The 12,898-nt window shown below is 72.1% G+C and carries 10 protein-coding genes and 1 riboswitch; of the genes, 5 read left to right on the top strand and 5 right to left on the bottom strand.

The window, feature by feature from the left end; genetic code table 11:
* Positions 1 to 62: 62 nt before the first annotated feature.
* Positions 63 to 1,139, bottom strand: a complete 1,077-nt coding sequence (gene hisC / locus ACFRMQ_RS01835) for a histidinol-phosphate transaminase (protein WP_380725788.1) — start codon at positions 1,137 to 1,139, stop codon at positions 63 to 65.
* A 355-nt stretch (positions 1,140 to 1,494) separates the two neighbouring features.
* On the opposite strand from hisC, the gene ACFRMQ_RS01830 reads away from it, so the two are divergent.
* The 3 genes from ACFRMQ_RS01830 (at position 1,495) to ACFRMQ_RS01820 (ending at position 5,662) form a co-directional block, all read left to right on the top strand.
* On the top strand, positions 1,495 to 2,652 hold the full coding sequence (locus ACFRMQ_RS01830; protein WP_380725786.1) for a LacI family DNA-binding transcriptional regulator: 1,158 nt from the start codon (positions 1,495 to 1,497) through the stop codon (positions 2,650 to 2,652).
* 239 nt (positions 2,653 to 2,891) lie between these two features.
* Positions 2,892 to 4,235 (top strand): metallophosphoesterase, encoded by a 1,344-nt coding sequence (locus ACFRMQ_RS01825; protein ID WP_380725784.1) that lies wholly within the window; start codon positions 2,892 to 2,894, stop codon positions 4,233 to 4,235.
* 308 nt (positions 4,236 to 4,543) lie between these two features.
* A complete protein-coding gene (locus ACFRMQ_RS01820; protein ID WP_380725782.1) occupies positions 4,544 to 5,662 on the top strand; it encodes a hypothetical protein in 1,119 nt (372 codons plus the stop codon).
* Positions 5,663 to 5,877: 215 nt separating this feature from the next.
* Here ACFRMQ_RS01820 and ACFRMQ_RS01815 read toward each other — a convergent pair whose 3' ends face one another.
* Positions 5,878 to 6,315 (bottom strand): SRPBCC domain-containing protein, encoded by a 438-nt coding sequence (locus ACFRMQ_RS01815; protein WP_380725780.1) that lies wholly within the window; start codon positions 6,313 to 6,315, stop codon positions 5,878 to 5,880.
* A 178-nt stretch (positions 6,316 to 6,493) separates the two neighbouring features.
* On the opposite strand from ACFRMQ_RS01815, the gene ACFRMQ_RS01810 reads away from it, so the two are divergent.
* Positions 6,494 to 6,919 (top strand): nuclear transport factor 2 family protein, encoded by a 426-nt coding sequence (locus ACFRMQ_RS01810; RefSeq protein ID WP_380725778.1) that lies wholly within the window; start codon positions 6,494 to 6,496, stop codon positions 6,917 to 6,919.
* Positions 6,920 to 7,079: 160 nt separating this feature from the next.
* Here the strand turns inward: ACFRMQ_RS01810 and ACFRMQ_RS01805 are convergent, their stop codons facing one another.
* Positions 7,080 to 7,502 (bottom strand): hypothetical protein, encoded by a 423-nt coding sequence (locus tag ACFRMQ_RS01805; protein WP_380725776.1) that lies wholly within the window; start codon positions 7,500 to 7,502, stop codon positions 7,080 to 7,082.
* Between the two features lie 258 nt (positions 7,503 to 7,760).
* A complete protein-coding gene (gene thiC / locus ACFRMQ_RS01800; RefSeq protein WP_380725774.1) occupies positions 7,761 to 9,575 on the bottom strand; it encodes a phosphomethylpyrimidine synthase ThiC in 1,815 nt (604 codons plus the stop codon).
* A riboswitch (TPP riboswitch) is annotated at positions 9,570 to 9,704 on the bottom strand. It overlaps the preceding gene by 6 nt.
* A 225-nt stretch (positions 9,705 to 9,929) precedes the next feature.
* Between thiC and ACFRMQ_RS01795 the strand changes: the two genes are divergently transcribed.
* On the top strand, positions 9,930 to 12,437 hold the full coding sequence (locus tag ACFRMQ_RS01795) for a PKD domain-containing protein (RefSeq protein ID WP_380725772.1): 2,508 nt from the start codon (positions 9,930 to 9,932) through the stop codon (positions 12,435 to 12,437).
* Between the two features lie 100 nt (positions 12,438 to 12,537).
* On the opposite strand, the gene ACFRMQ_RS01790 is transcribed toward ACFRMQ_RS01795, so the two are convergent.
* Positions 12,538 to 12,738 (bottom strand): DUF5326 family protein, encoded by a 201-nt coding sequence (locus ACFRMQ_RS01790; protein ID WP_380701976.1) that lies wholly within the window; start codon positions 12,736 to 12,738, stop codon positions 12,538 to 12,540.
* Positions 12,739 to 12,898 lie beyond the last annotated feature (160 nt).

Below are 12,898 nucleotides of genomic sequence, written 5' to 3'. Positions count from 1 at the left end.
GCGCGGAACGCCGCGGGGGCGCGCCGGAGAACCGGTGCGCCCCCGCGGGCTCAAGGAAGGAGTCAGAGCGACTTGCGGAAGGCCTCCGCCACGGACAGGAAGACCGAGTTGCCCTCGGCCTCCCCGATCGACACCCGCACGCCCTCGGGGAACGGCCGCACGATCACACCGGCCTCGGTGCACGCGGCGGCGAACTCCTGCGAGCGCTCGCCGAGCCAGAGCCAGACGAAGTTGGCCTGCGAGTCCGGGATCTCCCAGCCCTGGGCGCGCAGCCCGGCCACCACCCGGGTGCGCTCCTCGACCAGCGCCTCGACCCGCGCCGTCAGCGCCTCCTCGGAGCGCAGCGAGGCGACGGCGGCGTCCTGGGCGAGCTGGCTCACGCCGAACGGGACGGCGGTCTTGCGCAGCGCGGTCGCCACCGGCTCGTGCGCGATCGCGAAGCCGACCCGCAGGCCCGCCAGGCCGTACGCCTTGGAGAAGGTGCGCAGCACGCAGACGTTCGGGCGGTCCCGGTAGAGCTCGATGCCGTTGGGCACCTCGGGGTCCCGGATGAACTCGATGTAGGCCTCGTCCACGACGACCAGGACGTCGCCCGGGACGGCGTCCAGGAAGCGCTCCAGCTCGGCGCGGTGGATCACGTTGCCGGTCGGGTTGTTGGGGTTGCAGACGAAGACCAGCCGGGTGTTCGGGGTGATCGCGGCGAGCATCGCGTCCAGGTCGTGGTCGCCGTTCGCCGTGAGCGCCACCGGGACGGGCGTGGCGCCCGCGACCTGGGTGATGATCGGGTAGGCCTCGAAGGAACGCCAGGCGAAGACGACCTCGTCGCCCGGGCCGGCCGTGGCGAGGATCAGCGACTGGGCGACGCCGACCGAGCCGGTGCCCAGGGCGATGTGCTCGGCGGGCACCCCGAAGCGCTCGGACAGCACCGAGGTCAGCTCGGTGGCGCCCATGTCGGGGTAGCGGTTGAACGAACCGGCCGCCGCGACCGCCGACTCCAGCACGCCGGGCAGCGGCTCGTACGGGTTCTCGTTCGAGGACAGCTTGTAGGCGTCGGCGCCGGCCGGCTTGCCGGGCTTGTACGTGGGGATGCCGTCGAGGGTCGGCCGCAGCCGCGGGCCCTGAGCTGACGTACTGCTCACGGTCGTACTCCGTTTCCTGTTGCTGAACTCTCCGGTGCGCGCTCCGGTGCGCTCGCCCGTCACGGACGGGTTCGCCGCCGTGCCCGGAACCTGGGGACGCGCCCGGACCACCCCGGTCGGGTGCCTTGCACGATACCGATCGACCCTCACCCGTAGGAGTGAGATGCCCGGTCGGGTTACAGGCGCGGATCAGCCATTCTGCCTGGTTCCTTTGGCACATGTCAGAGGTAAGAGGCCCGGTTTCAGGCGGGTATCGAAGGGGCGCACCCCGGCTCACTCTTGGAGAAACGTATCTCCATAGGCTCCCGATGCGCCGGTCACAGACCCTTGTCAGGAGCCATACGATCGGTCCGCCATGACAGCAGCAGCCAACCAGAGCGGTCGGCGTCCCACCACCTCACGGCGTTTGGAGCGGGCCGGCATCCGGGATGTGGCAGCAGCCGCCGGAGTGTCGATCACCACTGTCTCCGATGCGCTGAACGGAAAGGGCCGCCTGCCCGACGAGACCCGCAGCCGGGTGCGCGAGGTAGCCGAGCGACTCGGCTACCGCCCCTCCGCGGCCGCCCGCACCCTCCGCACCGGACGGTCCGGCCTGATCGGGCTGACCGTCACGACCTACGGTGAAGAGCCCTTCACCTTCACCGAGTTCGCTTACTTCGCCGAGATGGCCCGGGCCGCCACCAGCGCCGCCCTGGGCCGCGGCTACGCGCTGGTGGTGCTGCCCGCCTCCTCCCGCCACGACGTCTGGGGCAACATCGCCCTGGACGGCACCGTGGTGATCGACCCGCCCGACCAGGACCCGCTGGTGAGCGAGCTGTACCGGTCCGGCGTCCCGGTGGTCAGCGACGGGAAGCCCGGCAACTGCCCGGTCACCGCCTGGGTCGACAACGACCACGAGGCCGCCGTGCTCGGCATCCTCGACCACCTCTCCGAGGCCGGCGCCCGCCGGATCGGCCTGCTCACCGGCACCAGCACCGACACCTACACCCGGCTCTCCACCGAGGCCTATCTCGGCTGGTGCGGCAAGGTCGGGCAGGAGCCGGTGTACGAGACCTACCCGGCGCACGACCCGGCGGCCGGCGCCGTCGCCGCCGACCGGCTGCTCGCCCGACCCGACCGGCCGGACGCCGTCTACGGACTGTTCGACCCCAACGGCACCGACCTGCTGGCCGCCGCCCGCCGGTACGGCCTGCGGGTGCCGGACGACCTGCTGCTGGTCTGCTGCAGCGAGAGCGACGTCTACGCGTCCACCGAGCCGCCGATCACCACCCTCTCGCTCAAGCCGCGCAAGATCGGCACCACGGTGGTCAACCTGCTGATCGACGCGATCGAGGGCGTGGACTCCGGGACGGGCGTCGACATCGCCCGGCTCTTCCCGCCGCGGTTCCGCACCGCCGGCACCGGCCCGCCGCCGGGCACCCTGATGCCGACCGAACTGATCGTCCGCGCGTCCTCCCAGCGCCGGAGCCCGCGCACCACCGTCAGCCCGCCCCGCCCCCCGGGCGAGGTCTAGACCACCGCACCCGCCTCCCCCGGACCGGCCCGGCCACCGGGCCGAGGGGCCGAGCGGGCACGGGTCGAAGGGGCGCGGGCCGAGGGCGCGCCGAGCCTTCGGCATATTGGGCCAGAGACGATGAGACCGTACCGAGCCGGGACAAAACGGACCTTGTGGTGCCGCCCGGCTGACGCTCCGGAGGATTGGATACCCACCAGGTGACGACGCCGGGAGAGTGGTCTTCCTATGATGGGCGAATGACACCCGAGGACCGCTTCCCCGGGCCCGAGCACCCCCACCCGGGCCCCCGCCACCAGCCGGACCTCGACGTGCTGCCGTACGGCACCTATTACGAACCCGATCCCGCCCCCGGCTACCCCGCCCCCTCCTACGACGGCGAGGCCTACGACGGCGAGACCTACAGCGGCTACGGCGGAGCCCGCTACCTGGAGCAGCACTGGTCCGCCGACGGCCAGGGCCACACCGTGCACGCCCAGGGGATCGGCGTGGACCACACCCCGGCCTTCTCGTCCCAGGGACAGAGCGGCTACGAGGACGGTCCGGGGTACGAGGTGGCCCCCGGCTACCAGGAGCAGGGCGGCTACGAGGGCCAGGACCAGGGCGGGTACAACGGCCAGGAGCAGGGCGGCTACGAGCCCACCCTGCCCGACCAGCCCTCCCCCGCGCTCCGGCTCGACGCCCGCGACGACCCGCCGACCATCGAGCTCGGCCCGCCGCTGCCCGACCCCGCCGCGCCGACCTACCCGTACCCGGCCCCCGGCCCCGGCGAGCCGCCCGGCCCGGTCTACGTCGTCGGCGACGTGCACGGCTACCTGGAGGAGCTGCGCGCCGAGCTGCGCCACCAGGGCCTGATCGACGACGACGGCCACTGGTCGGCCGGCCGCGCCCGGATCTGGTTCCTCGGCGACTTCACCGACCGCGGCCCCGACGGCATCGGCGTCATCGACCTGGTCATGCAGCTGGCCGCCGAGGCCGCCGCGGCCGGCGGCTACTGCCGCGCCCTGATGGGCAACCACGAACTGCTCTTCCTCGGCGCCGCCCGGTACGGCGACGAGCCCGTCCAGTCCACCGCCGGCACCGCCTCCTTCCTGGCCGCCTGGCGGCTCAACGGCGGCCAGCAGAACGACCTGGACCGGCTGGAGGCGCACCACATCAGCTGGCTCTCCCGCCTCCCCGCCATCGCGCTGGAGGACGGCCACCTGCTGCTGCACTCCGACACCACCGCGTACCTGGAGTACGGCGAGTCCATCCCCGACGTCAACGACGCCGTGCACGGCCTGCTCGCCGACGGCGGCGTGGACGAGTGGTGGGACTGCTTCCGCCGCTTCACCAAGCGCTTCGCCTTCCGCGGCGACGCCGGGCCGATGGCCGTCCACGAGCTGCTGGACACCTACGGCGGCAGCCGGATCGTGCACGGGCACAGCCCGATCCCGTACCTCACCGGCGCGGTGCACAACGACGACGGCCAGCCGCCGCAGATCGCCGGGCCGTACGTGTACGCGGACGACCTCGCGGTGGCGATGGACGGCGGGGTCACCATGGAGGGGCGGCTGCTGGTCGCCCGGCTGCCCATCGGCTGAGGCGCCGGCCGAGCGTCCGCCGAAACGGCGACCGATCGCCCACCGGAGCACCGGCCGGGCACCGACCGGTCGTCAACCGACCAACAGCGTCGAACAGTTGCGCCCGGCGCCCGAGCTCCCGCACGCGCGCGTCCAGAGGCGCGAAGTTCCGGAAACCGACTTGTCAGCCCGGCCGGGCCCGCCCCTACCATGAGGCACACCACACCCGGCCGCCCGTCCGGCGGCCCGCTTCCGCGCCCGTTTCGGCGTCCTGAGGGCCGCGCGCCCCCGGGGCGGAGCGAACCGGGGTCCGCACGAACGGGGTCCCCATGTCCAACCCCCCGCCACTGCTCGCCGAGGACCGCGCGGAGTACGAGCGCCTCCTCGCCGAAGCCCTGCGCGACCGCACCGTCCTCGCCGCCCTGCGCACGCCCGGTGCGCTCGCCACCGACCAGCTGCGCCTGAGCGCGCTGCGCGAAGCCGACCGCGTCAACGCCGCGGCCGGCGCCGAGTACGCGCGCTTCACCCGGCTGCGCACGAGCCTGCACAGCACACCCCCGGCCTCGGACACCGAGCCGGCCGCCCCCGGCCTGCTCACCCAGCTGCGCTCCGGCGGCGGGCTGTTCCCGGCGCTCACCGTGCTCACCCCGATCCTGGCCTGGGCCGCCGCCCTGTGCCTGCTGCTGGTCGGCTACCTGCTGCGCGCCACCAGCCCGGACCTCGCCCTCGCCGGCTCCCTGGTCACGGCCGGGTGGGTCGCGCTCACCGCCGGGGTCGCCGCGATGGCCATCGGCATCGTCGGGCTGCTGCTCACCGCCTTACGCCACGGCGCCGCCACCGCCCCGGCGGGCACCGCCCCGGAGCTCGCCGCCGAACTGGGCGACGCCCACCGCGCGTGGCGCACCGCGCTGCGCGAGCGCGGGCTCGTCCCGTACCTGCTCGACGCGCTGCCGCCGGTACCGGGGGGCGGGCACCCGGAGCGGCCCGACTTCAGCAGCCCCGGCTACGCCTCCCCGGCTTTCACCAGCCCGGGCCCGGAAGGCGTGACCGACCCGAACGGCCGGGCACCGCGTCCGCCCGCCTTCACCCCACCCGACTTCACCGGCCCCGGTCACACCTCCCCGGCTTTCACCAGCCCCGGCCCGGAAGGCGTGACCGACCCGAACGGCCGGGCACCGCGTCCGCCCGCCTTCACCCCACCCGACTTCACCGGCCCCGGTCACACCTCCCCGGCTTTCACCAGCCCCGGCCCCGAAGGTGTGACCGACCCGAACGGCCGGGCACCGCGTCCACCCGGTTACACCTCGCCCGACTTCACCAGCCCCGGCCCCGAAGGCGTGACCGACCCGAACGGCCGGGCACCGCGTCCTGCCGCCTTCACCCCACCGGACTTCACCGGGCCCGGTTACACCCCGCCCGACTTCACCGGACCCGACGAGGTCGGCTAGGACCCGACGAGGCCGGTTGGGGCCCGACGAGGCCGGTTGGGGCCCAGCCTCCGGTCGCCGGCCCCGAGTTCACCCGCCGGCTGGGCAACCACCTGGTCCCCGGTCGTGGCCCGCTCCGACTGAACCACCCGGACGGCGTCGAACTCCTGCTGCTGCGCGGGGCCCTACGGCGGCGGGGTGCCTCCCGGCGGCGCGGGCGGCACCCCGGCCGTCGGTCAGCCCCGGCCGGCGAGGTGCTCGACCAGCCGGTCGAAGCTGGAGTTCAGCCCTGCCTCGGCCTCCGGGCCGCGGAACATCTCCGGCACCCCGCTCTGGTGCAGCACCACCCGGGTGCCGCCCGCGTCGAGCCCGGTGAAGGTGAGGGTGGACCGCATGCCCGAGCCCTCCTCCACCATCGTGAACGACTCACCGGCCCGGAACTCGGCGACCTCGGCCTTCAGCGGGTACTCCTCGCCGGTCGCGTCGATCACCATGGTGCTGTCGTAGCGCCCGCCCTCCTTCGCCTCGATCGTCACGCTCTCCAGCGTGACGTGGGTGCCCACCGGCCCCCAGAACCGGACGAACCGCTCCGGCTCGAAGTACGCGTCGAACGCGTCCGCCGGAGCCCCCGGCAGCTCACGGGTGATGGTCAGCTCGCCCAGGTTCTCGGTCATCTCGGTGTCTCCTCCGTGGTCACGTGATCGCTTGCACAGGGGTAGACCCCGACCGCCCCGAGAACTCATCGCTCCCCGCGAGAGTTTTTTCGGCGGTTCCCCCGACCGGACCCGCCCACGGGTGACACCGTCCGAAATCCGCCAGTGCCGGGGGCCGCCCCCGCCTAGCCTCGCCGTCATGCCACCACACAGCCGCGACATCGTCCGGAACGCCTGGAAGGCGTTCGCCAGCCACGACGCGGACCGGATCTCCGCCGTCTTCACCGAGGACGCCGAATGGCTGGCGCCGGCCGGAAACGCGACGGCCGTCGCGCTGGACTGCCCCAGCCACATGATCGGCAGGGAGGCGATCACCCGGTTCCTCGCCGAGGACTTCGGCCGGTTGTTCGCCCGGGACGTCGACGTCGCCTTCCACGGGTTCCACGCCGACGGCGACCGCGTCGTCGTCGAGGAGACCATGACCGCGACGCTCGCCGACGGCAACCACTACGCCAACGACTACTGCCTCGTCTTCGAACTCCGCGACGGGCTGATCCACCGCGTCCGCGAGTACATGGACACCGCGCGCGGCCACCGCATGGTCTTCGGCGGCGCCGAGGAGTAGCCGGGGACGACGGAGCGCCGCCCCGAGACGATCGGGGCGGCACTCCCATGACGGTGCGTCAGCCGGTCGGGGACTCGACGTCGAACTCCCCGTCCACGACGGTGGATCCCCCCCCCCCGGGATTCAGCCTACGGGTGGCGCCCCGACAGGCCGGGCGGGGTCACTTCTTCGGCGTCAGGCAGAGCACGAACTTCTCGTTGTCCATCTGCTGGGCGAGCGCGTCGAAGGTGCCGCCACAGGTGTTCACGTCGAAGGTGTCCTGGACGACCTTCGACACCGTGTGGGTGGCCTTGCCACTGTCGCAGCCGACCGTGTCGACCGACGGGTGGTCGTCGCTTCCGGTGACCTTCACGCAGTCGCCGACCTTGGCGCGCACCGGTCCGTCGACCGCGTCGATGACGGCGACCTTGATGATCGCCACGACGACGATCAGCACGAGCGTGCCGAGCACCGAGAGCATCTTCTTGCGCTTGCTCTTCTTGGGCGCCGGCGCCGGCGCCTGCGCGGCCTCGGCGTACGGGAACGGAGTCGCGGCAACCGCCTCGGGGGACGACGGGGCCTGCGGGCTCTGCGGGGTGGTCATTGAATCCTCGGGTACTCGTGACACAGCGGGTAGTGCGCCGCACCCTATCGGCGCCCTTCCTGCGCATTTCCGACAACCACGGCGATATCGACCCGGGCGTGATTCAAGCGAAATGCAAAAATTGGACAATGAGTTGACGCAGCGACACCCCGACACCCGATTCTCCGGCGATTCGTCACCGGTTTCGGCCCCCCGCACCGCGGCCGAAGACGAAACGCCGCCCCGGGGTGACCGGGGCGGCGCCACGAGGGCGGCGGGTCAGTCGGCCAGGGGGAGGTAGACGCGGTTCCCCTGGGCGGCGAACTCGGCGGACTTCTCGGCCATGCCGGCCAGGGCCTCCGCGTCGAAGTCGGTGTCCACGGCGGTGGAGCCGTCGCCGTGCTCGTCCCGGATCTTCTGGGAGATCTTCATCGAGCAGAACTTCGGGCCGCACATCGAACAGAAGTGGGCGGTCTTGGCGGGCTCGGCGGGAAGGGTCTCGTCGTGGAAGTCGCGGGCGGTCTCCGGGTCGAGGGCCAGGTTGAACTGGTCCTCCCAGCGGAACTCGAAGCGGGCGTCGGAGAGGGCGTCGTCCCAGGCCTGGGCGCCGGGGTGGCCCTTGGCCAGGTCGGCGGCGTGGGCGGCGATCTTGTAGGTGATCACGCCGGTCTTGACGTCGTCCCGGTTGGGCAGGCCCAGGTGCTCCTTGGGGGTGACGTAGCAGAGCATCGCGGTGCCCCACCAGGCGATCATCGCGGCGCCGATGCCCGAGGTGATGTGGTCGTAGCCGGGGGCGACGTCCGTGGTCAGCGGGCCCAGGGTGTAGAACGGCGCCTCGTCGCAGATCTCCTTCTGGAGATCCATGTTCTCCTTGATCTTGTGCATCGGGACGTGTCCCGGGCCCTCGATCATCACCTGGACATCCCGCTCGCGGGCGATCCGGCCGAGCTCGCCGAGGGTCTTCAGCTCGGCGAACTGCGCCTCGTCGTTGGCGTCCGCGATCGAGCCCGGGCGCAGCCCATCACCGAGCGAGAAGGTGACGTCGTAGGAGGCGAGGATGTCGCAGAGCTCCTCGAAGTTGGTGTAGAGGAAGTTCTCCTGGTGGTGCGCCAGGCACCAGGCCGCCATGATCGAGCCGCCGCGCGAGACGATGCCGGTCTTGCGGCGCGCGGTGAGCGGGACGTAGCGCAGCAGCACGCCGGCGTGGACGGTCATGTAGTCGACGCCCTGCTCGCACTGCTCGACGATGGTGTCCCGGTAGACCTCCCAGCTCAGGTCCTCGGCCCGGCCGTCCACCTTCTCCAGGGCCTGGTAGAGCGGCACGGTGCCGATCGGCACCGGCGAGTTGCGCAGGATCCACTCGCGGGTGGTGTGGATGTTGCGGCCGGTGGAGAGGTCCATGACGGTGTCGGCGCCCCAACGGGTGGCCCAGGTCATCTTCTCCACCTCCTCCTCGATCGAGGAGGTGACCGCCGAGTTGCCGATGTTGGCGTTGATCTTGACCAGGAAGTTGGTGCCGATGATCGCCGGCTCCACCTCCGGGTGGTTCACGTTGACCGGGATCACGGCCCGGCCGCGGGCCACCTCGGCGCGCACGAACTCCGGCGCGAGGCCCTCGCGCAACGCCACGAACTCCATCTCCGGCGTCAACACGCCCCGCTTGGCGTAAGCGAGTTGGGTGACGGCGGCACCACCGCGGCCGCGCAGCGGGCGGCGCGGGCGACCGGGGAAGACGGCGTCCAGGTTGCGCAGGCTGCCGCCGCGCGGCGAGGTGTGCTTGATCCCGTCGTCCTCGGGGCGCGGCTCGCGGCCGTCGTACTCCTCGACGTCGCCGCGCTGGCGGATCCAGGCGTCCCGCAGCGCGGGCAGGCCGCGCCGCACGTCGGGTTCGTAGGACGGGTCGGTGTACGGGCCGGAGGTGTCGTACAGCGGGACGGTGCGGCCGTTGGTGAGCAGCACCTCGCGGTACGGGACCCGCAGGTCCGGGCGCGACCCCTCGCGGTGGGCCTTGCGCCAGGCCGGGGTCGGGTAGCCGGTGCGCTCGCTGCTGGGGGCGCCCTGGGCAGACTGCGGCTGTGCTTCGAACGTGGTCATCGGACCTCTACTCCCTACGCCGGCATTACCCGGTCAGGTTCCTGCGGTCGACGCAGCCTTCGGTCCGTCCGTCGACGTCCCGGTCAGCGTCCTCTCAGCCCGGTGCTCCGAGCTCCCGCGTCGCAGGCGGTGTTGCCTGCACACGACGCCCAACACGGTAGCGAGCGGATCGCCGCAGGTCCAGGGGGCGTCACGGGCGCGGGCCGGGGAAACCCGTGCGGGAAGTGTCCGGCCGCACCCGCATAATGCTCACCGATGCTCCGCAGACACTCCATCAGGGCGCGCACGATCCATCCGGGTCTGGGCCGCCCGGAGAGTCCGCGTTCTTTGACGACTCTTGGGGGGAAACGCACCGTGCGCATCCGTCATGCGGCAGGCCTGAGCGCTGCCGTGATCTCCGCGGTGGTGGGCCTGCCACTGCCCGCGGTGGCGGCCGAACCGGCCGCCGTCGTCCTGTACGTCGGGGGCGGTATCTGCAAGAACGACGGCCCGGGCACCCAGGCCCTGCCGGTCTGCACCGTCCAGGCCGCCGCAGACCGGGCGCTGCCGGGCCAGACGGTGGAGGTCTCGGCGGGGACGTACCCGGAGGCCGTGACCGTCCGGCACTCCGGTGAGCCCGGCAAACCGATCACCTTCCGGAGCACCGGCCACGTCGGCATGAGGTCGACCGTTCCGGGCCGAACGAACACCTTCCCGGTCATCGCCGGGCCGCAGAAGGAGCCGGTGCGGATATCCGGCCAGCACGACATCGTGTTCTCCGGCTTCGAGGTCACCCACTTCGAACTCGACGGCGTCAGCCGGGTCGAGCTCTCCGGCAACTGGATCGAGCAGCGGGACGACAAGATCGCCCGGCCGGCGGTCGCCGTCACCGGCGCCAGTGACCACGTCCGGATCGAGCGCTCGGTCGTCCGCGGCACCACCGGTGGTGTGCAGGTCGGCGCGGGAATCGCCGGGACGGTGATCGCGGGCAACGACTTCGTCTCCAGTTTCAAGGCACCGGCCATCGCGGTGACCGACGCGCCGGGCACGGTCATCACCCACAACACCACGAACGTGGCGCCCGGGGTGGCCATCGACCTGGCCGGCTCCTCCGACCACGCGACGATCACCAGCAACGTCGTCGCCACGAGCGCCGTCCAGGTGTCCGCCGGCTCGACCGACGGCACCGTCCTCGACTACAACACCGTCTGGTCCTTCCTCCCCGAGCGCTACCCCAGCTACAGGTGGGCCGACGCCGCCTACAAGACGGCCACGGAACTGCAGGCCGCGACCGGCCAGGGCCAGCACGACGCGAACGGCTCCGTTCCGTTCGACCTCGGCTTCTCGCCCCTGTCGGTGCCCCAGTCCTCCGTGTTCAGCTGGCAGGGCCGCAACGCGATCGACTCGGCCGGCCCCGAGGTGCCCGGTGTTCCGGACGTGGATCTGCTCGGCCACGGCCCATTCGACCACCCGGACGTCCCCAACACCGGACCGAACGGCGGTTTTCGCGACCGCGGCGCGTACGAGGCCATCGGCGCCCTGAGCGCCAGCCTCACGGTGACCCCGGAGAACGACTTCGACCCGCTCGCCGTCATGGCCCACGCCAACCCGATCAGCCCCTCGCGGATCACCGGTTACTCCTACGACTTCGGCGACGGCACGACCACGCCGCCGTCGAACCGGACCTCCGAGCGCCACGTCTACGCCAAGCCCGGCACCTACACGGTGCGAATGACCTTCTCCGACGAGTTCGGCACCACCCGGGACAACTCGACGAACGTCACCGTCGACTACGCCCCGTCCGGCTACACCGCGATCGCGCCGACCCGCATCCTGGACACCCGCCAGCCCGGCCGCTACCGGCTCGGCCCCGACGAGACGATCGACCTGGACGTCCGCAACCGGGTCTCCGGCTCGGCCGGGAACCTGGTGCCCCTCGGGGCCACGGCCGTGGTGGTCAACCTGACCGCCACCCAGGGCAGCGCGACCAGCCACCTGGACGTGTACCCGTCCGCCGCCGCCCGGCCGAGCACCTCGAACGTGAACTTCGGCCCCGGCCAGGACGTCGCCAACCTGGTGACGGTGCCGGTCGGCCCGAACGGCACCGTGGTGATCCGCAACAACTCCGGCTACGTGCACGTCATCGCCGACGTGCTCGGCTACTTCACGGCCGGCAGCACCGACCGGTTCGCCGCCGTCGCCCCGGCCCGGCTGCTCGACACCCGGTCCGACAACACCCCGCTGACCTCGGGCAACGCCCGTCGGCTGAAGATCGCCGGCACCGGCGGCGTCCCGGCGAACGCGACCTCGGCGGTGCTCAACGTGACGGCCACCGATTCCGCCTCGGCGGGCTTCGTCGCGGTCTACCCGGGCGGGACCCAGCGCCCCGCCGCCGGGTCCAACCTGAACACCGTGCCGGGCCGGAACATCGCCAACCAGGTGGTGGTCCCGCTGGGCGCGGACGGCAGCGTCGAGGTCTTCACCAACGCCTCCCGTTCGCACCTGGTGGTCGACGTCTCCGGCTACTACGGCCCGGACGGCAAGGGCCTGTTCACCCCGGTCACCCCGACCCGCCTGCTGGACTCGCGCAACGGCTCCCCGTTCGCGCCCTTCTCCAGCCGTACGGTCGAGGGCGTGCGGTACGGCTCGACCGCCGCGGTGGTCAACCTGACCGCGACCGGGACCGTCGAGGCCACCCACCTGACCGCCTGGGCCACCGGGACGGCCAAGCCCGGCACCAGCAACCTGAACGCCAGCCCGGGGCTGGACGTCCCCAACCACACCACCATCCCGGTGGACGGCCAGGGCCGGTTCGACATCGCGAACAACGCCGGCACCACCCACGTCATCGCGGACCTCTTCGGCTACTACCGCAACCAGTAGGCGGACGACGCCCCCGAGGAACGCCCGAGGCCCGGCTCCCCGCGAGGGGGCCGGGCCTCTGGACGACGGTACGACGGTACGACGGTGCCGGGGGAGCCGGTCAGCTCTTGGCGGCCTTCTTCACCAGGATCACCACGGCGGCCGCGATGCCGACCACCACCAGCAGCTTGATCACGATCGAGAGCAGGGCACCGACGACGCCGAACACGAAGGCGACGATGTTCCAGGCCAGCACCAGGACCAGCACCGGGATGACGATGTTGCGCACCCAGGAGGGCAGCGACTTCCAGAGCTCAGCCATGTCCGTTCCTCTTCTCCCCTCGGGTCGGCCGCCGTCCGGTGCCGTATCCCGCTTGCTTTCGGTACTTCGATCGTACGGGGACGCGAGTGCCGGAACGAGGCCTGGCGGCCCGGAGAGAACCCCGAGATCACCCCGATCCCGACCCCCCGGGTGACCCCCG

Origin of the sequence: Kitasatospora sp. NPDC056783 (assembly GCF_042789895.1) — a bacterium.
Lineage (GTDB): Bacteria > Actinomycetota > Actinomycetes > Streptomycetales > Streptomycetaceae > Kitasatospora.
This window is presented reverse-complemented; position numbering and strand designations above follow the sequence as displayed.

Excerpts from the sequence above, each read along its gene's own strand:
- ACFRMQ_RS01805 (WP_380725776.1), bottom strand. The coding sequence starts at position 7,502 with ATGACCACCCCGCAGAGCCCGCAGGCCCCGTCGTCCCCCGAGGCGGTT.
- ACFRMQ_RS01820 (WP_380725782.1), top strand. The coding sequence starts at position 4,544 with ATGTCCAACCCCCCGCCACTGCTCGCCGAGGACCGCGCGGAGTACGAG.
- ACFRMQ_RS01810 (WP_380725778.1), top strand. The coding sequence starts at position 6,494 with ATGCCACCACACAGCCGCGACATCGTCCGGAACGCCTGGAAGGCGTTC.
- ACFRMQ_RS01815 (WP_380725780.1), bottom strand. The coding sequence starts at position 6,315 with ATGACCGAGAACCTGGGCGAGCTGACCATCACCCGTGAGCTGCCGGGG.
- ACFRMQ_RS01790 (WP_380701976.1), bottom strand. The coding sequence starts at position 12,738 with ATGGCTGAGCTCTGGAAGTCGCTGCCCTCCTGGGTGCGCAACATCGTC.
- ACFRMQ_RS01825 (WP_380725784.1), top strand. The coding sequence starts at position 2,892 with ATGACACCCGAGGACCGCTTCCCCGGGCCCGAGCACCCCCACCCGGGC.
- thiC (WP_380725774.1), bottom strand. The coding sequence starts at position 9,575 with ATGACCACGTTCGAAGCACAGCCGCAGTCTGCCCAGGGCGCCCCCAGC.
- ACFRMQ_RS01830 (WP_380725786.1), top strand. The coding sequence starts at position 1,495 with ATGACAGCAGCAGCCAACCAGAGCGGTCGGCGTCCCACCACCTCACGG.